Origin of the sequence: Streptomyces sp. 3214.6, from assembly GCF_900129855.1 — a bacterium.
Taxonomy (GTDB): Bacteria; Actinomycetota; Actinomycetes; order Streptomycetales; family Streptomycetaceae; genus Streptomyces; species Streptomyces soliscabiei.
Window position 1 is genome coordinate 3,110,358 of record NZ_LT670819.1, and the last position, 19,934, is coordinate 3,130,291.

17 protein-coding genes are annotated in these 19,934 nt (G+C 71.6%); 12 read left to right on the top strand and 5 right to left on the bottom strand.

What is annotated here, in order from left to right:
* The first annotated feature begins 15 nt into the window (after positions 1 to 15).
* The 7 genes from mce to B5557_RS13830 all read left to right on the top strand — a co-directional run bounded on the left by mce (position 16) and on the right by B5557_RS13830 (position 9,870).
* Positions 16 to 456 carry a methylmalonyl-CoA epimerase gene (gene mce, locus B5557_RS13800; protein ID WP_079659492.1) on the top strand — a complete coding sequence of 147 codons (441 nt, stop codon included), beginning with the start codon at positions 16 to 18 and terminating at the stop codon, positions 454 to 456.
* A gap of 232 nt (positions 457 to 688) precedes the next feature.
* Positions 689 to 4,570, top strand: coding sequence for a polarized growth protein Scy (gene scy, locus B5557_RS13805; RefSeq protein WP_079659494.1), 3,882 nt, complete (start codon positions 689 to 691; stop codon positions 4,568 to 4,570).
* Between the two features lie 183 nt (positions 4,571 to 4,753).
* On the top strand, positions 4,754 to 5,692 hold the full coding sequence (locus tag B5557_RS13810) for a cellulose-binding protein (RefSeq protein WP_079659495.1): 939 nt from the start codon (positions 4,754 to 4,756) through the stop codon (positions 5,690 to 5,692).
* A 161-nt stretch (positions 5,693 to 5,853) separates the two neighbouring features.
* Positions 5,854 to 6,810 (top strand): ABC transporter ATP-binding protein, encoded by a 957-nt coding sequence (locus B5557_RS13815; protein ID WP_079659496.1) that lies wholly within the window; start codon positions 5,854 to 5,856, stop codon positions 6,808 to 6,810.
* Positions 6,811 to 6,812: 2 nt separating this feature from the next.
* On the top strand, positions 6,813 to 7,583 hold the full coding sequence (locus tag B5557_RS13820) for an ABC transporter permease (RefSeq protein WP_079659497.1): 771 nt from the start codon (positions 6,813 to 6,815) through the stop codon (positions 7,581 to 7,583).
* 110 nt (positions 7,584 to 7,693) lie between these two features.
* Positions 7,694 to 8,992, top strand: a complete 1,299-nt coding sequence (locus tag B5557_RS13825) for an ABC transporter ATP-binding protein (RefSeq protein ID WP_079659498.1) — start codon at positions 7,694 to 7,696, stop codon at positions 8,990 to 8,992.
* Positions 8,989 to 9,870, top strand: coding sequence for an ABC transporter permease (locus tag B5557_RS13830; protein WP_079659499.1), 882 nt, complete (start codon positions 8,989 to 8,991; stop codon positions 9,868 to 9,870). Before B5557_RS13825 ends, B5557_RS13830 begins: the two co-directional genes overlap by 4 nt.
* 66 nt (positions 9,871 to 9,936) lie before the next feature.
* On the opposite strand, the gene B5557_RS13835 is transcribed toward B5557_RS13830, so the two are convergent.
* Positions 9,937 to 10,269, bottom strand: coding sequence for an ATP/GTP-binding protein (locus B5557_RS13835; RefSeq protein ID WP_079659500.1), 333 nt, complete (start codon positions 10,267 to 10,269; stop codon positions 9,937 to 9,939).
* Between the two features lie 252 nt (positions 10,270 to 10,521).
* Here B5557_RS13835 and B5557_RS13840 point away from each other — a divergent pair, with 252 nt between their 5' ends.
* Positions 10,522 to 11,550, top strand: coding sequence for an LLM class flavin-dependent oxidoreductase (locus B5557_RS13840; protein WP_079659501.1), 1,029 nt, complete (start codon positions 10,522 to 10,524; stop codon positions 11,548 to 11,550).
* Between the two features lie 92 nt (positions 11,551 to 11,642).
* Here B5557_RS13840 and B5557_RS13845 read toward each other — a convergent pair whose 3' ends face one another.
* On the bottom strand, positions 11,643 to 12,035 hold the full coding sequence (locus tag B5557_RS13845; RefSeq protein WP_079659502.1) for an SCO5389 family protein: 393 nt from the start codon (positions 12,033 to 12,035) through the stop codon (positions 11,643 to 11,645).
* 376 nt (positions 12,036 to 12,411) lie between these two features.
* Between B5557_RS13845 and nucS the strand changes: the two genes are divergently transcribed.
* Positions 12,412 to 13,092, top strand: a complete 681-nt coding sequence (gene nucS, locus B5557_RS13850) for an endonuclease NucS (RefSeq protein ID WP_079664762.1) — start codon at positions 12,412 to 12,414, stop codon at positions 13,090 to 13,092.
* Between the two features lie 66 nt (positions 13,093 to 13,158).
* Here the strand turns inward: nucS and B5557_RS13855 are convergent, their stop codons facing one another.
* Both B5557_RS13855 and B5557_RS13860 read right to left on the bottom strand, forming a co-directional pair.
* Positions 13,159 to 15,672 carry an AAA family ATPase gene (locus B5557_RS13855; RefSeq protein ID WP_079659503.1) on the bottom strand — a complete coding sequence of 838 codons (2,514 nt, stop codon included), beginning with the start codon at positions 15,670 to 15,672 and terminating at the stop codon, positions 13,159 to 13,161.
* 235 nt (positions 15,673 to 15,907) lie between these two features.
* Positions 15,908 to 16,231, bottom strand: coding sequence for an STAS domain-containing protein (locus tag B5557_RS13860; protein WP_079659504.1), 324 nt, complete (start codon positions 16,229 to 16,231; stop codon positions 15,908 to 15,910).
* Between the two features lie 448 nt (positions 16,232 to 16,679).
* Between B5557_RS13860 and B5557_RS13865 the strand changes: the two genes are divergently transcribed.
* The gene (locus B5557_RS13865; protein ID WP_079659505.1) at positions 16,680 to 17,252 is read left to right on the top strand and encodes a cob(I)yrinic acid a,c-diamide adenosyltransferase; all 573 of its coding nucleotides are present in this window, start codon (positions 16,680 to 16,682) and stop codon (positions 17,250 to 17,252) included.
* An 8-nt stretch (positions 17,253 to 17,260) separates the two neighbouring features.
* On the opposite strand, the gene B5557_RS13870 is transcribed toward B5557_RS13865, so the two are convergent.
* On the bottom strand, positions 17,261 to 17,818 hold the full coding sequence (locus B5557_RS13870) for a hypothetical protein (RefSeq protein ID WP_079659506.1): 558 nt from the start codon (positions 17,816 to 17,818) through the stop codon (positions 17,261 to 17,263).
* Between the two features lie 147 nt (positions 17,819 to 17,965).
* On the opposite strand from B5557_RS13870, the gene B5557_RS13875 reads away from it, so the two are divergent.
* Together B5557_RS13875 and B5557_RS13880 are read left to right on the top strand one after the other, a co-directional pair.
* Complete coding sequence (locus B5557_RS13875) at positions 17,966 to 19,150, top strand: sensor histidine kinase (protein ID WP_443031350.1); 1,185 nt, start codon at positions 17,966 to 17,968, stop codon at positions 19,148 to 19,150.
* Positions 19,147 to 19,803 carry a response regulator gene (locus B5557_RS13880; RefSeq protein ID WP_079659508.1) on the top strand — a complete coding sequence of 219 codons (657 nt, stop codon included), beginning with the start codon at positions 19,147 to 19,149 and terminating at the stop codon, positions 19,801 to 19,803. Before B5557_RS13875 ends, B5557_RS13880 begins: the two co-directional genes overlap by 4 nt.
* Positions 19,804 to 19,934: the final 131 nt, after the last annotated feature.

The following is a 19,934-nucleotide window of genomic DNA, read 5'->3' on the forward strand; positions in this document are numbered from 1 at the left end:
CGGTCCACTGACTCCATGCTGACGCGAATCGACCACATCGGTATCGCCTGCCACGACCTCGACGCGACCGTCGAGTTCTATCGGGCCACCTACGGCTTCGAGGTGTTCCACTCCGAGGTCAACGAGGAGCAGGGCGTCCGCGAGGCCATGCTCAAGATCAACGATACGTCCGACGGCGGCGCCTCCTACCTGCAGCTTCTGGAGCCGACACGCCCCGACTCGACCGTCGCCAAGTGGCTCGACAAGAACGGCGAAGGGGTCCACCACATCGCTTTCGGTACGGCGGACGTGGACGGCGAGGCCGCGGACATCCGCTCCAAGGGCGTACGCGTTCTGTACGAAGAGCCGCGGCGCGGCTCCATGGGGTCACGAATCACTTTCCTGCACCCAAAGGATTGCCACGGAGTACTGACAGAACTGGTCACATCGGCCCCTGTTGAGTCACCTCAGCACTGACCCCCGTACATATGGGCCGGTAGGGTTGGGGGCGGTCGCCGCTCACACCGGGGCGACCCGGTCCTGCCGTACGGCGGCAGGGCGCAGCCGGGGTCCGGGTTTCGGGGGACGAGCGTCGGGGCAGCAGCCCATGCTCCGCCGTTGATCTGACACCATTCCCCGGGAGCCCCGTTCGGCGGATGGACGGAGCTCGTTCGGGAAGCTTGCGACCAGGGACGGATGGGACCGCGCAGTGCGGGGCTACGAGAGCCAGGAGCGGGAGCCGGCGGCTGACGTCGACCACCTGACTCGGTTCGAAGCCGAGATGAAGCGGCTGAAGACCGAGCGGGAAAAGGCGATCCAGCACGCCGAGGACCTCGGCTACCAGGTCGAGGTGCTGCGCGCCAAGTTGCACGAGGCGCGTCGCACCATCATGTCCCGGCCCGCCTTCGACGGCGGCGACATCGGGTACCAGGCCGAGCAGATGCTGCGCAACGCGCAGATGCAGGCCGACCAGCTGCGGCAGGACGCCGAGCGGGAGCTGAGCCAGGCCCGGGCGCAGACGCAGCGGATCCTCCAGGAGCATGCCGAGCAGGCGGCCCGGCTGCAGGCGGAGCTGCACCAGGAGGCGGTCACCCGTCGTCAGCAGCTCGACCAGGAGCTGGCGGAGCGCCGGCAGAACGTCGAGTCGCACGTCAACGAGAACGTGGCGTGGGCCGAGCAGTTGCGGGCCCGCAGCGAGGCGCAGGCCCGCCGGCTGCTCGACGAGTCGCGCGCCGAGGCCGAGCAGGCCCTGGCGGCCGCGCGCGCCGAGGCCGAGCGGGTCGCCGCGGAGGCCCGCCAGCGGCTCCAGGCCGACGCCGAGCAGACCCGCGCGGAGGCTGAGCAGCTCCTGCTGCGCGCCCGCACGGACGCCGAGCGGATGCTGAACGCCGCCTCCACCCAGGCGCAGGAGGCCAGCGACCACGCCGAGCAGCTGCGCACCTCCACCGTCACGGAGTCCGACGCGGCCCGCCGTCAGGCCGGTGAGCTCAGCCGGGCCGCCGAGCAGCGCATGTCCGAGGCCGAGGAGGCGCTGCGCAAGGCGCAGGCCGAGGCCGACAAGGTGCTCGCCGAGGCCAAGGCCGCAGCCGAGAAGGCGCTCGCCAGCGCCGAGTCGGCCAACGAGCAGCGCACCCGTACGGCGAAGGAGCAGGTCGCCCGGCTGGTCACCGAGGCCAACCAGGAGGCCGAGACCACCAAGGCGGACGCCGAGCAGATCGTCGCCGACGCCCGCGCCGAGGCCGAGAAGATCGTCGCGGAGGCCTCCGAGAAGGCCCGCACGCTCACCGCCGAGGAGAGCGCCACCCAGCTGTCGAAGGCGGCGAAGACCGCCGAGGACGTCCTCAACAAGGCGCAGGAGGACGCGCAGAACACCACCAAGGCCGCCGCCGAGGAGGCCGAGCGGATCCGCCGCGAGGCCGAGACCGAGGCCGACCGGCTGCGCGCCGAGGCGCACGACATCGCCGAACAGCTCAAGGGCTCGGCGAAGGACGACACCAAGGAGTACCGCGCCAAGACGGTCGAGCTGCAGGAGGAGGCCCGCCGGCTGCGCGGCGAGGCCGAGCAGCTGCGCGCCGACGCGGTCGCCGAGGGCGAGAAGATCCGCGCGGAGGCCCGCAAGGAGGCCGTCCAGCAGATCGAGGAGGCGGCCAGGACCGCCGAGGAGCTGCTGTCCAAGGCGAAGGCCGACGCGGACGAGCTGCGCCAGAAGGCCACCTCGGACAGCGAGAAGGTACGCACCGAGGCCATCGAGCGCGCCACCACGCTGCGCCGGCAGGCCGAGGAGACCCTGGAGCGCACCCGCGCCGAGGCCGAGCGCTCCCGCGAGGAGGCGGTGGAGCTCGCCGAGACCATCACCTCGGGCGCCGAGCGGGCCGCGCAGGAGCTGCGCGAGGACACCGAGCGCGCGGTCGAGGCCCGGCAGGCGGAGGCCGCCAAGGAGCTGACCCGGCTGCAGACGGAGGTCGAGTCCCGGCTCGCCTCCGCCGAGCAGGCGCTCACCGACGCCCGGGAGGAGGCCGCGCGGATCCGCCGCGAGGCCGGCGAGGAGACCGACCGGCTGCGCTCGGAGGCCGCGGAGCGGATCCGTACGCTGCAGCAGCAGGCCGCCGACGAAGCCGACCGGCTGCGCAACGAGGCCGCCGCCGACGCGTCCGCCTCGCGCGCCGAGGGCGAGGCCGTCGCCGTCCGGCTGCGCTCGGAGGCCGCCGCCGAGGCCGAGCGGCTCAAGACCGAGGCGCAGGACACCGCCGACCGGGTGCGCGCGGAGGCGCAGGCCGCTGCCGAGCGACTGTCCGCCGAGGCGTCCGAGACGCTGGCCGCCGCCCAGGAGGAGGCGCTCCGGCGTCGGCGTGAGGCCGAGGAACTCCTCGGTTCCGCCCGTCAGGAGGCCGGCCAGGAGCGCGAGCGGGCCCGCGAGCAGAGCGAGGAGCTCCTGGCGTCGGCGCGCCGGCGCGTGGAGGAGGCACAGAGCGAGGCCGTCCGGCTGGTCGAGGAGGCCGACCGGCGCGCCACCGAGATGGTGTCGGCGGCCGAGCAGCACGCGCAGCAGGTACGGGACTCCGTGGCCGGGCTGCACGAGCAGGCGCAGGACGAGATCACCGGGTTGCGCTCGGCCGCCGAGCACGCGGCGGACCGTACCCGGCGCGAGGCCGAGGAGGAGGCGGACCGGGTCCGTTCCGACGCCTACGCCGTGCAGGAGCGGGCCTCCGAGGACGCGAACCGGGTCCGGCGCGAGGCGAACGAGGCGGCTCAGGCGGCGCAGGAGCTGGCCGAGCGGACCGTCGGCGAGGCGATCGCGGAGGCGGAGCGGCTGCGCTCGGAGGCGTCCGCGCACGCCCAGCGGGTGCGCACCGAGGCCTCGGACACCATCGCGCAGGCCGAGCAGGACGCCTCGCGCACCCGGGCGGACGCCCGCGACGACGCCAACCGCATCCGCTCGGACGCGGCTACGCAGGCCGACACCCTCATCACCGAGGCGCGCAGCGAGGCGGAGCGGCTCCAGACGGAGACCATCGCCGAGGCCGAGCGGCTGCACTCGGAGACGGTCGCGGAGGCCGACCGGCTGCGCGCCGAGTCGGTCGCCAAGGCGGAGAAGCTCATCTCGGACGCCGCCGGGGACGCGGAGCGGCTGCGCGCCGAGGCCGCCGAGACGGTGGGTTCCGCGCAGGCGCACGCCGAGCGGGTCCGCGCCGAGGCCGAACGCGTCAAGACGGAGGCGGCCGCGGAGGCCGACCGGCTGATGAGCGTCGCCCGCGAGGAGGCCGACTCGACGCTGGACGAGGCCCGCAAGGAGGCCAACAAGCGGCGCTCCGAGGCGGCCGAGCAGGTCGACACCCTCATCACGGAGACGGCGGCCGAGGCAGACAAGCTGCTCACCGAGGCGCAGACGCAGGCGCAGAAGACCACCGCGGACGCGGAGGCGCAGGCCGACTCGATGGTCGGCGCGGCCCGCAACGAGGCCGAACGGGTCGTCTCCGAGGCGACGGTGGAGGGCAACTCCCGGGTGGAGAAGGCCCGTACGGACGCGGACGAGCTGCTTGTCGGGGCGCGCCGGGACGCGACCGCGATAAGGGAGCGGGCCGAGGAGCTGCGCGACCGCATCACCGCCGAGATCGAGTCGCTGCACGAGCGGGCCCGCCGTGAGGCCGCGGAGACGATGAAGTCGACGGGCGACCGCTGTGACGCGCTCATCAAGGCGGCCGAGGAGCAGCTCGCCAAGGCGCAGGCGAAGGCCAAGGAGCTGGTGTCGGACGCCAACTCGGAGGCCGGCAAGGTCCGCATCGCCGCCGTGAAGAAGGCCGAGGGGCTGCTCAAGGAGGCCGAGCAGAAGAAGTCGACGCTGGTGCGGGAGGCCGAGGAGCTCAAGGCCGAGGCGATCCGCGAGGCGCGGCGCACGGTCGAGGAGGGCAAGCGCGAGCTGGAGGTCCTGGTGCGCCGGCGTGAGGACATCAACGCCGAGATCTCCCGTGTCCAGGACGTGCTGGAGGCGTTGGAGTCCTTCGAGGCGCCGGGCGGCGGCAAGGACGGAGGGCTCAAGGCGGGTGCCGCCATCGGGGCGCCTCGATCGGGTGGGAAGTCCTCGGAGGGCTAGCGGAATGTGTGGATTGCGTTAAAGTCTGGTCCCTTTGAGCGAACCTTTGGCAAGCGGTCTGCCGTTCAGCCACCCAAAAGGGGTGTCATTCTCCAGATCAAACACGCATACGCTCGATGACACACCGCTCAGGCCCCTAGGATTCCACCTATCACCTCACCGGTCTCATTCGACAGGAACCCCATGAGCGACACTTCCCCCTACGGCTTCGAGCTTGTGCGGCGTGGGTACGACCGCGCTCAGGTGGACGAACGCATCTCGAAGCTCGTCTCCGACCGTGACAGCGCTCTGGCCCGTATCACTGCTCTGGAAAAGCGCATCGAGGAGCTCCACCTCGAAACGCAGAACGCCCAGGCCCAGGTAAGCGACGCCGAGCCGTCGTACGCCGGTCTCGGCGCGCGTGTCGAGAAGATCCTCCGCCTCGCCGAGGAAGAGGCCAAGGACCTGCGCGAGGAGGCCCGTCGGGCGGCCGAGCAGCACCGTGAGCTCGCCGAGTCGGCGGCCCAGCAGGTTCGCAACGACGCAGAATCGTTCGCTGCGGAGCGCAAGGCCAAGGCCGAGGACGAGGGCGTCCGGATCGTCGAGAAGGCCAAGAGCGACGCGTCGCAGCTGCGTTCCGAGGCGCAGAAGGACGCGCAGTCGAAGCGTGAGGAGGCCGACGCCCTCTTCGAGGAGACCCGCGCGAAGGCCGCGCAGGCCGCCGCCGACTTCGAGACCAACCTCGCCAAGCGCCGCGAGCAGTCGGAGCGCGACCTCGCGTCCCGTCAGCAGAAGGCGGAGAAGCGCCTCGCGGAGATCGAGCACCGCGCGGAGCAGCTGCGTCTGGAGGCCGAGAAGCTGCGCACCGACGCCGAGCGTCGCGCCCGGCAGACCGTCGAGACGGCGCAGCGTCAGGCCGAGGACATCGTGGCCGACGCCAATGCCAAGGCGGACCGCATCCGTTCGGAATCCGAGCGCGAGCTGGCGGCTCTCACCAACCGCCGCGACTCGATCAACGCTCAGCTGACGAACGTCCGCGAGATGCTCGCCACGCTGACCGGTGCCGCGGTGGCCGCGGCCGGCACGCCGTCCACGGACGACGAGCCGATCTCCCGCGGGGTTCCGGCGCAGCAGTCCCGGTAAGAGTTCTGCGTAAGAGTTTTGAGTAAGGGTTCTGAGGTCGAGGCCCGCACTCCCGGCAGGGGGGTGTGGGCCTCCGCCCTGTCACAACCGTTGCCGTCGGAGTCGCCCTCTGTTTGCCCATACGGGTGGCAGCCGTCCGACTCGGGTCATAGCGTGTCGGCATGATCGAGCTCGAGGGCCTGACGAAGCGGTACGGCGAGAAAGTGGCGGTGAACAACCTCACTTTCACCGTCAGACCCGGCATCGTCACGGGCTTCCTCGGTCCCAACGGCGCCGGGAAGTCCACCACCATGCGGATGATGCTCGGCCTCGACCGGCCGACCGCCGGGGACGTGCGGATCGACGGGCAGCACTACGACCGGCTCAAGGACCCCATCAAGTACATCGGCGCGCTGCTGGACGCCAAGGCCATGCACGGCGGGCGCAGCGCGTTCAACCATCTGCTGTGTCTGGCGCAGAGCAACGGCATCCCCAAGAGCCGGGTGCACGAGGTGCTGGACACCGTCGGGCTCACCGCCGTGGCGAAGAAGAAGGCCAAGGGGTTCTCGCTGGGCATGGGGCAGCGGCTCGGCATAGCGGGCGCGCTCCTCGGCGATCCACGGATCCTGATGTTCGACGAGCCGGTCAACGGGCTCGACCCCGAGGGCATCCACTGGATCCGCAACCTGATGAAGTCGCTCGCGGCGCAGGGCCGGACGGTGTTCGTCTCCTCGCACCTGATGAGCGAGATGGCGCTGACCGCCGACCACCTCGTCGTCATCGGCCAGGGCCGGCTGCTCGCCGACACCTCCATGGCCGACTTCATCGCGCAGAACTCACGGTCGTACGTGCGGATCCGCAGCCCTCAGCGGGAGCGGCTGCTCGATGTGCTGCACGGCGCGGGGATCACGGTCGTGGAGACGGGCAGCGGGGTGCTGGAGGTGGACGGCGGCAAGTCCGAGCGCATCGGGGAGCTGGCCGCGCAGCACCAGATCGTGCTGCACGAGCTGAGCCCTCAGCAGGCCTCCCTGGAGGAGGCCTTCATGCAGCTGACCGCGGAGTCGGTGGAGTACCACGCACACACGGACGCGCCCGCGCCGCAACAGCAGCGGTGGGGCGACGACTGGACGAGGAGCTGATGATGGCGGCGACCCAGGTCATCCGGTCCGAATGGACCAAGATCCGGTCGGTGGCCTCCACCGTGTGGACGCTCTCCCTCGCCGTGGTCGTCACCATCGCCCTCGGCATGCTGATCTCGGCACTGTCGAAGAACGACTTCGACCACATGAGCCGGGGCGACCAGCTCTCCTTCGACCCCACGTTCATCAGTTTCGCCGGGATGAGCCTCGGCCAGCTCGCGATGATCGTGTTCGGGGTGCTGGTCGTGTCGAACGAGTACAGCACCGGCATGATCCGCACCTCGCTGGCCGCGGTGCCGCAGCGCGCCACGTTCCTGTTCAGCAAGATCGCGGTGGCCGCCGGGCTGTGTCTCGCCGTCGGGCTCGTCACCAGCTTCGTCACGTTCTTCCTCGGGCAGGCCATGCTCGGCACCCACAAGGCGTCGATCGGGGACACCGGAGTCCTGCGGGCCGTCATCGGCGGGGGCCTGTACATGACCCTCATCGCGGTGTTCTCGATGGGCGTGGCCACGATGCTGCGCTCGCCGATGCTGTCGCTGGGCATCCTGATGCCGTTCTTCTTCCTGATCTCCAACATCCTCGGCAACGTCTCGGCGACGAAGAAGATCGGCCGGTACCTGCCCGACCAGGCCGGCAGCAAGATCATGCAGGTGGTCACGCCCCTCGACGACGACACGCCGTACGGGCCCTGGGGCGGGCTCGCGATCATGGCGCTGTGGGTGGTCGCAGCGCTGGCGGGCGGCTACCTCCTGCTGAAGAAACGCGACGCGTGACGCTTCAGGCTTTGCTTTCATTTGAGCGGAACCGTCAGCGCCCCGATATCCTCCTAACCCTTACGGGGGCGTGTGCCCTGCTGTCCTGATCCTTTCGATGGGTGCGGAGCATGATCGAGGCTGTCGGCCTGACCAAGCGGTACGGCGACAAGACCGCTGTGTACAACCTTTCCTTCCAGGTACGGCCGGGCGCCGTCACCGGCTTCCTCGGGCCGAACGGCTCGGGCAAGTCGACGACGATGCGGATGATCCTGGGCCTGGACAACCCCACCGCCGGGACGGTGACGATCGGCGGCTACCCGTACCGCAGGCTGCCGAACGCCGCCCGGCAGGTGGGCGCCCTGCTGGACGCCAAGGCCGTGCACGGCGGCCGGCACGCCCGCAACCACCTGCTGAGCCTGGCCCAGCTGTCCGGCATCCCGGCCCGGCGGGTCGACGAGGTGCTCGGCGTGGTCGGCCTCCAGGACGTGGCCAAGAAGCGCTCCAAGGGCTTCTCCCTGGGCATGGGCCAGCGGCTCGGCATCGCCGCCGCGCTGCTCGGCGACCCTCAGGTGCTGCTCTTCGACGAGCCGGTCAACGGCCTCGACCCCGAGGGCATCCTCTGGGTGCGCAACCTGATGAAGTCCCTCGCGGCGGAGGGCCGCACGGTCTTCGTATCGTCCCACCTCATGAGCGAGATGGCGCTGACCGCCGACCATCTCATCGTCATCGGGCGCGGGCAGCTGCTCTCCGACATGAGCGTGACCGACTTCATCTCGGCCAACTCCGCCGACTTCGCGCGTGTGCGCACCCCGCACACGGAGCCGCAGTTGCGCGAGAAGCTGGCCTCCGCGCTCACCGAGGCGGGCGGCCATGTGCTGCCCGAGCAGGACGGCGCGCTGCGGGTGACGGGACTGCCCCTCCCCCGCATCAGCGACATCGCCCATGACGCCGACGTACGCCTGTGGGAGCTGTCGCCGCACCAGGCCTCGCTGGAGGAGGCGTACATGCGGATGACGCAGGGCGCCGTCGACTACCGGTCGACCATCGACCAGAAGGCCGGCCTCCAGCAGCAGCTGCCGCCCGGCGCGCAGCCGCCCCTGCAGATGCCGGTGCCCGGCCAGGGCCAGCCCGGCTGGTACGCCCCGCCGCCCCCGCAGCAGCCGGGCTACGCACCCCCGCAGCCGGCCCAGACACCCCCGGCGGCCTCCCACGGCGCATACGGCGCCCCGAGCGCCCCCACCCCGACTCCCGGCCAGGGCGCAGCCAACCCGTACGCCCAGACCCCCGCACAGCCGGCCGACGCGGCCCCGGCCGCCGCCCCCGCCCCGTCGCTGGACAAGACCCCCGCCGCCGCTACCCCGTCCCCTTCCGCCTCGCCCTCTCCCTCCGCCGCCGACGCCCCGAACAAGTCCGAGGACGCCCGATGAGCACCCCGCAGCACCCCTCGCCGCAGGTCGCGCCCGCCTGGCAGGCGGCTCCCGGCCCCTCGTACGGCGCGCCCGGCGCCGCCTACACCTCGCCGATCCCGATCGTGCCCACCCACCTCGGGCACGCCATCGCCTCGGAGTGGACGAAGATCCGGTCGGTGCGCTCCACGATGTGGACGCTGGGTGTGTTCGTGCTGCTCGTCATCGGCATCGGGCTGCTGGCCGGAGCGGTGGTGGCCGCGAACGCCTCCGAGAGCGACCTCAAGGGCGACACCGCGCTCTCCTTCGGCTTCTTCGGCATCCTGCTGGGCAGCATGTGCGTCATCACGCTCGGCGTGCTGACCACCGCCTCGGAGTACGGCACCGGCATGATCCGCACCACGATGGTGGCCTGCCCGTCGCGCGGCCGGGTCCTCGCCGCCAAGTCGGTCGTGTTCTTCGCCGTCGCGTTCGTCGTGACGTTCCTGTCGTCCGGCCTCGTCGCGATGGTGCACGTGGCGATGCTGACCGAGGCACGGCAGCCGACCGGCGGGGAGTGGCTGAAGGCCACTCTCGGCGTGTCCCTCTACGTGGCGCTGCTCGGGCTGCTCTCGCTCGCCGTCGGCTCGATCATCCGGCACTCGGCCGGCGCCATCACCATCATGATCGGCGTTCTGCTGGCTCCGCTGGTCATCGCGATCTTCATGTTCTCGTCGTCGCTGGAGCGCCTGCAGCGGATCCTGTTCGAGTACTCGATCCCGAACCAGCTGGGCGTCTTCTACTCGAGCTCGCTCAGCGACAGCGGCCCCTCGGGCTGGGACCCGCTGTGGATCGCGCTGGGCACGACGGCCGTCGTCCTGGGCGGCGCCTTCGCCCTGCTGGAGAAGCGGGACGTCTGACCGTCCACCGGGGCACTGGAGCACTGGAGCACTGGAGCACTGGAGCACCAGAACCCCTGAACTGCCCTAGAACCTGGGTGCGTTACGGGACCGCTGCATCCCCGGGGTGCGGCGGTCCCGTGCGTTCCAGCACGCCTTGTGCCAGTGGCGGCGGTCGTCGACCCCCGCGTGCTCGGGCCAGGCGACGACGTGCGGGACGCCGTCGGGGATCATCTGGTCGCAGCCGGGGCAGCGGTACGCCTTGCCCTGGGCACTCGCGCCCGCCACGTGCCGTACGCTCCACCGCTCGCCCTGCCAGCTCTCCGCGGACTGCCAGCCGCCGTAACGGCTCTCGCGGTCGTCCTCGGCGCTGCGGCCGGACGAGCCCTCACCCTTGGGTCGGTTGCGACGCGGGGACACGGGACACCTCACGGGGCTATACAGGAAGCAGGTTTGGCGTCCAGCCTACGCGGCAAGCACGCGGGTACCCGTAGGACGGCGAGCCCTATGAGTCCCCCTCCCGGACGCTGTATGACGACGCACGACGACACACCACGACGCATTCTGCAGACAATCCGCAAATCTCTTCGCCAGGCCGTGTCCTCGGCACGTGTCAGACGGTTATGCCGGGTGGGGGAGCTCCGTGTCGGAGCCAAGGAAGCAGGAAAGTCCATGCGCGTTGGAAGTTTCGTGTTGGGGGCCCAGTTCCCGGGCCAGGGTCAGGGGGAGGCGCTGCACCGCGCGGTCCGCTCGGCCGAGGTGGCCGAGGAGGCGGGTCTCGATTCGGTATGGCTGGCCGAGCACCACTTCGTGCCGTACGGCACGTGCCCGTCGGCGGTCACGCTCGCCGCTCTACTGCTGGGCCGCACCCGCCGCATCCGGGTCGGCACGGCGGTCAGCGTACTGCCCACCGTCCACCCCGTCGCCCTCGGCGAACAGGCCGCGCTGCTGCATCTGACGAGCGGCGGCCGCTTCTCCCTGGGTGTGGGCCGCGGCGGCCCGTGGGTCGACCTGGAGGTGTTCGGCTCGGGCCTCGACGCGTATGAACAGGGGTTCCCGGAATCACTCGATCTGCTGGTCCGCTGGCTGCGCGAACCCTCGGTGGCGGCGGACGGCGAGCGCTTCCGCTTCCGCGAAGTGGCCGTCGTACCGCGGCCGTCGGAGGCGCTGACGGAGGCGTCGGGCCCGGAGGTCGTCGTCGCGTGCACCTCGCCTGCGAGCGTGCGGCTGGCCGCCGAGCGCGGACTGCCGATGCTGCTGGGCATGCACGTGGGGGACGAGGAGAAGGCCGAGATGGTCGCCCGCTGGGGGCAGTACGCGCGCGCCGCCGGCCGGTCCGGGGACGAGATCCGGGAAGCGGCGCATGTCTCGGCGGGCGTCTGCCAGATCGCGGACCGGCGCACGGACGCGGTGGAGACGCTGATGAAGGCGATGCCGGGCTGGCTGAAGCAGGGACTCGACGCCCATGTGACGGTGGACGGCCGGGCCCGCAGCATGCGGGACCCGGCGGCGTACACCGAACTCCTCTGCGGGCTGCACCCGGTGGGCACCCCCCGGCTGTGCGTCGACCGTCTCGCGGCGACCAGCGAGCGGACCGGCATCTCGCGCTTCGCCCTCCTCGTCGAGGGCTCCGGCGACCTGGCCGCCACCGAGGAGAACGTACGACGGCTGGGCTCGGAGGTGCTCCCCCACCTCCGGTGAACAGCCCAGCCGACCACGAAGCCTGCCGCTCCCGTACTGCTGATGGCACCTCCCGCGTCAGGAGCGGCAAGCAAGAGGCTCACACGGGTGCCTCAGCAGTCCCGGAACTCAGGGGACTGGTTCAGCACCTGGCTGCGGACCGAGGTGAAGCGGGCGAGCTTCTCGTCGACAGCCGAGTCCAACGGGAACACCGCCACCCGGTGGCAGTTCTGGAAGGCCAGACGCACACCGAAGTGCCGCTGCAGCGCGCCGCGTATCGCGTCACTCGCGAGCGCGCGCAGCAACTGCCCGCGTGCCTGCTCGTCCGGCGGGGGCGTCTGGTTGTCGGCGAATGCTCCGCCGTCCACCTTCAGCTGGGCCACCAGGGAGCTGACCATCTCCCATGCATAGGGCAGGGAGGTCCGGACGCAGTCGACGAATTCTGCTTCGTCGACCTCGCCTCGCTCGGCCTGTTCGAGTAGGGCCGGTGAGACGTCGAGCGACATGGGTACTCCTCTCGCACCCCCGGAACAACAGGGGTTGCCGGACAGGGAAAGGGAGTTCGCATGCCGAAATACCGAACACGCTGAGTACACGCATCGCGACCTCCCGTTCACTACGGTAGGCAACGGACGGTGACGGCACCAGGAGAATGGGCACATAGGGAACTGCAAGTAGGCACACAATCGGCCACTGTCGAGTAGCCCGTCGAAGGATCAGTTTCCAGATCAAAAGGGGCGGGCCCGAAGGGGCCTCAGTTGAGGGTGGTGGTGGGAGACGCTGGATCAAAAGGGGCGAACCGAAGGTTCTCGGTCAGGGTGGTGGTGGGCGACGGGAGGGAGAATCGCGTGGGCGGTGGGGCGTCGGATAGCGTTGTGCACCATGCGTCTCGTCATCGCCCGGTGCTCCGTGGACTACGCCGGCCGGCTCACCGCCCACCTCCCCTCCGCCCCCCGCCTCATTCTGGTGAAGGCGGACGGCAGCGTCTCCATCCATGCGGACGACCGGGCCTACAAGCCCCTGAACTGGATGTCGCCGCCCTGCACGCTGAAGGAGGACTCGGGGGAATCCGAGGGCGCGGCGAGCGTCTGGACGGTCGTCAACAAGGGCGGCGAGAAGCTCATCATCACGATGGAGGAGATCCTCCACGACTCGTCTCACGAACTCGGCGTCGATCCCGGCCTGATCAAGGACGGCGTGGAAGCACACCTTCAGGAACTGCTCGCCGACCGCATCGAGACCCTCGGCGAGGGCTACACCCTCATCCGCCGCGAGTACATGACCGCCATCGGCCCGGTCGACATCCTGTGCCGGGACGCGGACGGCCAGACCGTCGCGGTGGAGATCAAGCGACGCGGCGAGATCGACGGAGTCGAGCAACTCACGCGCTACCTGGAGCTGTTGAACCGCGACCCGCATCTCGCGCCGGTGCGAGGCGTGTTCGCGGCCCAGGAGATCAAGCCCCAGGCCCGCGTCCTCGCCACGGACCGCGGCATCGGCTGCACCGTCCTCGACTACGACGCGATGCGCGGCATCGAGGACGACAAGCTGCGGTTGTTCTGAGCATCGGTACGACGACGAGGGCCGGGTTCCTGTGCGGAACCCGGCCCTTCTCGTGTGCCCGAAGGCTCAGATCACCTGGTCCGGCGTGCTCGACGCGGAGGAGCTGGAGGAACTGATCGAGCTCGCGGGCGAGGACGACATCGAGCTGCTGGCCGACGTCGAGGTCGAGGCGGTGCCGGACGGGGTTCCGCTGGGCGGGGTGCTGGTCTCTGTCGGAGTCGAGGTCTCCGACTCGGACGGGCTTGCCGACGGCGACGATGACGTCGAGGGCCTCGAAGTCGAACTCGGCGACGACGACGGCTTCGGCGTACCCGAAGGCCCCCCGCCCCCCGTCCCGTGCGAGCTGCTCGCCCCGGAGGACGGCTCCGCCTCCCCCGTGGGTGTGGGGTCGTCGGACGTGCCCATCGTGCCGTCCGGGCCCGGGTCCGTCGGCCTGCTGGTCGCGTCGCCGGTGTCGGTGGAGCCGGTGTCGTCGCTCGGGGTGTCGGAGTCCAGGCCGCCGCCTCCCGCGCCGGTGCTGGCGGTGGGGTTGGCGCCGCCCTGGCGGGTGGGGTCGTTGGCGTCGTTGTCGGAGGTCGCGCCGAGCGTGACGACGGTGCCGAGCACGGCGACGAGCAGGGCGCCCGCGCCGACCGCGACGAGGTTGCGCTTGGCCAGGCCCTTCAGGCCGCCGCGGCTGTGCCGGGCCGGCGGGGCGGGGGCTTCACGGCGGGAGACGAGGGTCTCGGCCTCCGGCGGGAACGTCGGCAGCGCCGCCTGAACGATGCCGCGCGGCGGGGACGCCGACTCCTCGTGGCGGGCGTCGGGCACCTCCTCTGCGGCGGTCGCCGCGGCCAGGCCCGGGACGTCGCCCGAGGCGTCGGCGACCAGGGCGAGCGCGCGACGGCCGGCGACGGTGCCGCGCTTGTCGGCGATGGTGCCGCGCAGGGCGAGGGAGGCCTCCAGCTCGGAGCGGGACCGGTCGAGTTCGCCGGAGCACAGGGCGAGGATGCCGAGCTCGTGGTGGAAGTAGGCGCGGTCGGCGGACTCGCCGGCGAGCCTGGCGGCCTCGGCGCCTTCGTGCAGGCTGCTCTGCCAGGCGCTCCAGTGCAGGCCCGCGGCGAACGCGGGTGCCGCGGTGCGGGCGAGCTGGACGGCGGTGGCTTCCTCGTCCTCGGCGGGTCGGGTCGTGGCGGGGACGACCACGGTGAGGGCGGCGAGGACGGCGTCGGCCTCCGCGCAGACCCGCTCGGGCGTGACCGAGGGGTGGCCGGCCCACCAGGCGTAGTGCTGGGCGGCCGTGTGGGCGCGGGCCTCGATGTCGTCGGCGTATCCGGCGGCCTCCAGCTGGGCCTGGACGCCGGCGGCGAGCCGGTAGCGGGGGCCGACCGGGGAGACGAGTCCGCAGGCGGTGAGTTCGCCGAGGGCCGCGTCGGCGTGGGTGTCGCCGACGAGCGCGGGCAGGTGGGCCTGGTGCGGGACCTCGCCGCCGAGGGCGACGGCGAAGCGCAGGGTGGCGCGGGCGGAGGCGCTGAGGCGGGCGGCGAGCAGCGGTGCGGGGGCGGCGGCCTCGCCGAGCGAGGGGAGGGATATCTCCTCGGCGTCGCCCGCCCCGGCCGCGTCGACGGCGTCGAGGGGGGCGGTGAACGGCCTGGCGTCCTCGAACACGCCGAACGCGTCGACGGCGTCGGCGCTGGCCCGCAGCTGGTCGCGCTGCGAGAGCAGGGCGCCGGCCTGGACGAACCTCAGCGGGAGGCCCTCGGACTCGAACCAGAGGTCGCCGGCCCAGTTGGCCTCCTCCTCGGTGAGGACGCGGCCGACGGCGCGCTCGATCACCTCGACGCCGCCCGCGCGGTCCAGTCCGGTGAGGACGACTTCCTCGACGGCGGAGTCCGCGGAGGGCAGCGGGGTGTCCGGGGTCGCGCCGAGCAGGAAGGCACACTCGGGGGTCGCATCGAGCAGTTCGTCGAGGGCGGCGCCGCCGAGGGCGAGGTCGTCGACGACGACGACCGCGCCGATCTCGCGGACGAAGGCGTGCAGGTCGTCGTCGTCGGGGCGGTGGCGGGGGGCGTCGTAGACGGCGTGGAAGAGGTCGTGCAACAGCTCGGAGGTGGTGCGGCCGAGGCCGGTGAGGCGGACGACGCCGTCGGGGGCGAGGTCCTCGCAGTCCTCGGCGACGAGGTCGAGGAGGCTGGTGCGGCCGGAGCCGGGAGCGCCGGTGAGGCGGACCGAGCGGCCGCGGGCGAGGAGGCGGACCAGCTGTTCGCGTTCGTCCTGGCGGCCCAGGAGCGGCCTCGCGGGCCGGGCCGGGCCCGCGGGAGCGGGCGGCCGGGCGGCGCGCTCGGTCTCGGCGCGCTGCTCGGGGGTGCGCTTGGCGGGCCGTTCGGACCGCTCGGTGGGCGGGCAGAGCTCTATCTCGCTGCCGTCGACCGGGTTGACCGTGAGCAGGTGTGCGCCGGCGACGAGCCGCACCGTGCGGGCCTGGGCCGGCGTGTGCTGGCCGAAGTCGGGCGTCAGGGGGTCCCTGGAGGGGCGCGGGCGCGGCGCTCGGCCGTCGTCTTCGCGGCCGTACTCCTCGGGTCCCCGGGTGTTCGGGTCCATAGGTCAAGCCCCCCAAAAGCGTCGTGTGGCGGTAGCCCCTCCCGGCCTTGCCGCACACTGCGCTGTCGCTTCTGGTCCGGTGCCCGCTCGAGGGCTGAGGGCGGCGGGCAGACGAACCGTAAACCTTCGCACAGTATCTACGACAGCCGGGGGTGCCGGGCCGCCCGAAGCGTCACAGTCTTATGAGGATTGCGCCCGTCGCACGTTTCCCGCCGCAGGCCACGCCCCTGATGGGTCACACCCGGGGCAGGGACTCCACGCCGATGCCGCCCTCGATCGCGAGGATCCGGTGCAGCCGGGTGGCCACCAGCAGTCGTTGCATCTGCGGCGGTACGCCGCGCAGCACCAGACGCCGGCCGCAGCGGCCGGCCCGTCGGTGGACGCCCATGATGACGCCGAGCCCGGTGGCGTCCCAGGAGTCCAGCTCGGACAGGTCGAGCACCAGGTCGCCGACTCCGTCGTCGACGGCCGTGTGCAGGACCGTACGGGCGTCCGCCGCGCTGACGACGTCGAGGCGGCCCCCGACGACCAGCTCGACGTGGTCGCCCCTGATGTGCATAGCGCTCCCCTAAGCGTGCGTCTCGTGCTCCGCGGTGTGGTGTCCGGTGGTGCAACCTCTGACTGAACCTCTGACTGCGCGAGGCGGTCGGAGGTTGCCGTCTGTGAGCGAACCGATACCGAATTCACCCGCAGGGGTGAGGCCCATGGGGCCTGTGCGGTTTCGGTGCCTGTAGAAGCCCTGCCCGCTCACGCGTCCGATGTCACCGGCGTCAACCATCCGGCGCAGCCGCTCCGGTGACCTGTCCGTATGCCTCTCGGCGGGAGATTAGCGGGCGGGAGGCGCTGTGTGACCGGTTAGTAACGCGTTTCACGTCTCAGGGCGTGAGACGCCGGTCACGTCGTCAAATCCTGCCCGATTCACGCCGATTGGCCCGGGAGTGACCAGGTGCCGACAGCAGTGACGAACGGAACGGAACGCGGCGTCGGAGACGGTCTAGATTGGCCGCATGGTCAATCTGACGCGCATCTACACCAGGACCGGCGACCAGGGCACCACCGCCCTCGGCGACATGAGCCGGGTCGCCAAGACCGACCTCAGGATCGCCGCGTACGCCGACGCCAACGAGGCGAACGCGGCGATCGGCACGGCGCTCGCGCTGGGCGGGCTGGACGAGGAGCTCGTCAAGGTCCTCACCCGCGTCCAGAACGACCTGTTCGACGTGGGCGCGGACCTGTCGACGCCGGTGGTGGAGAACCCCCAGTTCCCTCCTCTGCGGGTGGAGCAGTTCTACATCGACCGCCTGGAGGCGGACTGCGACCGCTTCAACGAGCGACTGGAGAAGCTGCGCTCGTTCATCCTCCCGGGCGGCACCCCGGGCGCTGCCCTCCTCCATCAGGCCTGCACGGTCGTCCGACGGGCCGAACGCTCCACCTGGGCCGCGCTGGAGGCGCACGGTGAGGTGATGAACCCGCTCACCGCGACCTACCTCAACCGCCTCTCGGACCTGCTGTTCATTCTGGCCCGCACGGCCAACAAGGCGGTCGGCGACGTGCTCTGGGTGCCGGGCGGGGAGCGCTGACGTTTCGGCTATCGCATCTTGGCCGGTTCACGCTTCGGTTCACGCTTCGGGAACAGGGTGTAGCTCGCGGCGATGACGACGTTGATGCCGATGACGAACAGCATCCGCTGCTGCCACGCCCGCAGTGAGCCGGTCTCGCCGTCGCCGCCGACGTACCAGACGGCCGCCTGGAGCAGGGCCGCGGCGACCAGCGCGGCGAGGATCCAGCGGCCCGCGACCTTCCACTCGTGGACGGCGCGGGCCGTGCCGTACTTCGGCGGTCGCGCGGGCGGCGGGCCGCCGGCGAAGCGGTGGGCGACGCGGGCATCGGCCCACTGGATCGTGGAGTGGCCGAGGCCCACGGTGAAGCCGATGTAGACGGCGGCGAGGCCGTGCCGCCAGTCCGGCTCGGCGCCGTTCTTGAGGTCGATCGCGGTCACCGCGAACAGCACGACCTCCAGCAGCGGTTCGCACAGCAGCAGGGCCAGGCCCAGACGCGGCATCCGGAACACGTACCGGAAGGCCAGCCCGGCGGCCAGCAGCACCCAGAAGGCCACCTCGCAGGCGATGATCAGTCCGACGATCACGGTTCGCTCCTCTTCTCGCTCACCGTTCCAGGCTCCCGTCCGGGAGAGCACCTCTCGTCGTCGGCGGTGAGGAACTCGCGGTACATCGAAAGATGCAGTTCGGGACCGTCCCCGGGGGGCAGGCGGAGGGGGCGCCGGCCGTGTTGGATGGAGGGCATGGCCGTACGACGACTGCCCCGCCCGCATCGCTTCGACGTGTACATCGCGGTCGGCGGGCTGCTCGGCGGGCTGCTGCTGGTGGCCCTGCGGCTGGCCACGCGGCCGTCCCGCGATCCGGTGACGCTGTTCGACGGTCCGTGGCCGGTGCTGCTGCCGCTGACCGTGATGGCCGGCTGCGAGCTGGTGCGGCGGACGGCTCCGCGCGCGGCCCTGCTGACGGCCACCGCCGCGGTCACCGCGGACGTCGTGACCCAGGGAAATCTGTCCACCGTGCTGATGTTCACCGACATCATGTACGCGGCCGTGCTGTACGGCCCGCTCGCGTCGGCCCGCCGTATCCAGTGGATCACCGGGCTGCTCTCGGTGGCCGGGACGCTGGTGCCGTACGCGGTGTGGCGGGTGCCGGAGGCGCTGCTGATCGGCGTGGTCGTGGGCGTCGTGGCGTATGCGCCCGCCGCCACCGGGTGGATCGTGCGCAACCACCGGGACGCCGCCGAGGCCGCCCGGCTGCGCGCCGAACAGATCGCGCTGCTCGCGGAGATGGACCGCGCCCAGGCCGTCGCGACCGAACGGGCGCGGATGGCACGGGAGTTGCACGACATGGTCGCCAATCACCTTTCCGCGATCGCCATCCACTCGACGGCGGCCCTCTCTCTCGACGATGCGGACACCTCCCGGCAGGCCCTGTCGGTGATCCGCGAGAACAGCGTGGAGGGGCTGGCGGAGATGCGGCGGCTGATCGGGATCCTGCGTGACGGCAGCGGGGACCACGAGCCGGCCGCGGCCCCCACGCTCGACGGCCTGGAGGCCCTGGTCGACGGGGCCCGCGCCAACGGCCTGGACGTCGGTCTCGACGCGGAGCACGGTCAGGTTCCCGCCCCCGTCGAACTCGCCGCCTACCGCGTCGTCCAGGAGTCGCTGACCAACGCGCTGAAGCACGCGTGCCCCGGCCGGGTCACCGTCGCCCTCGTGCAACGCGACGGCATGCTCGACGTGCGGGTGCGCAGCCCGTACGGCCACCGGGACGGGCCGCGCGCGCCGGGTTCGGGCGCCGGGCTGGTGGGGATGCGGGAGCGGGCGGCGCTGTTGGGCGGCACGTTCGACGCCGGGCCGGAGGGCTCCCGCTGGACGGTGCGTGCCACGTTCCCCCTCGTGGAAGGAGAGCCCGTATGAGCTCCGCCATCCGGGTCCTGGTCGCCGAGGACCAGTCCGCCGTGCGCGCCGGACTCGTCCTCATCCTGCGCAGTGCGCCCGACATCGAGGTGGTCGGCGAGGCGGCGGACGGCGAGCAGGCGGTGGCGCTGGCCCGGGAGTTGCGGCCCGACCTGGTGCTGATGGACGTTCAGATGCCGCGGCTCGACGGGGTGTCGGCGACCCGGAAGGTCGTCGAGGAGGGCCTCGCCGACGTCCTGGTGCTGACCACCTTCGACCTGGACGCGTATGTGTTCGGGGCGCTGCGGGCGGGTGCGGCCGGGTTCCTGCTGAAGAACACGGAGGCGCGGGATCTGCTGTCGGCGGTCCGCACGGTGGCGGGCGGGGAAGGGATGATCGCCCCAGCCGTGACCCGCCGGCTGATCGCCGAGTTCGCCGCGAAGCCGGTCCGGGAGCCGAGGGCGGACCCCGCCGTCCTCGACACGCTCACCCGGCGCGAGCGCGAGGTGCTGGCCTGTCTCGGCGAGGGGCTGCCCAACGCGGGGATCGCCGTGCGGCTGGACATGGCGGAGGCGACGGTGAAGACGCACGTCAGTCGGCTGCTGGGGAAGCTGGAGCTGCGCAGCCGGGTGCAAGCGGCGGTGTTGGCACAGGAGTTGGGGATCGGGGGCTGACCGGTACGTCTCGACGGGCGCCCACGACGAGAGTGGTCCAGACCTATTGACCCGTGGTCCAGACCTTTCTATTCTCGCGGCACCGTGGGCGTGAAGGCTCAGTCACGCCCCCCCGACTCCCCCCGAGGAGG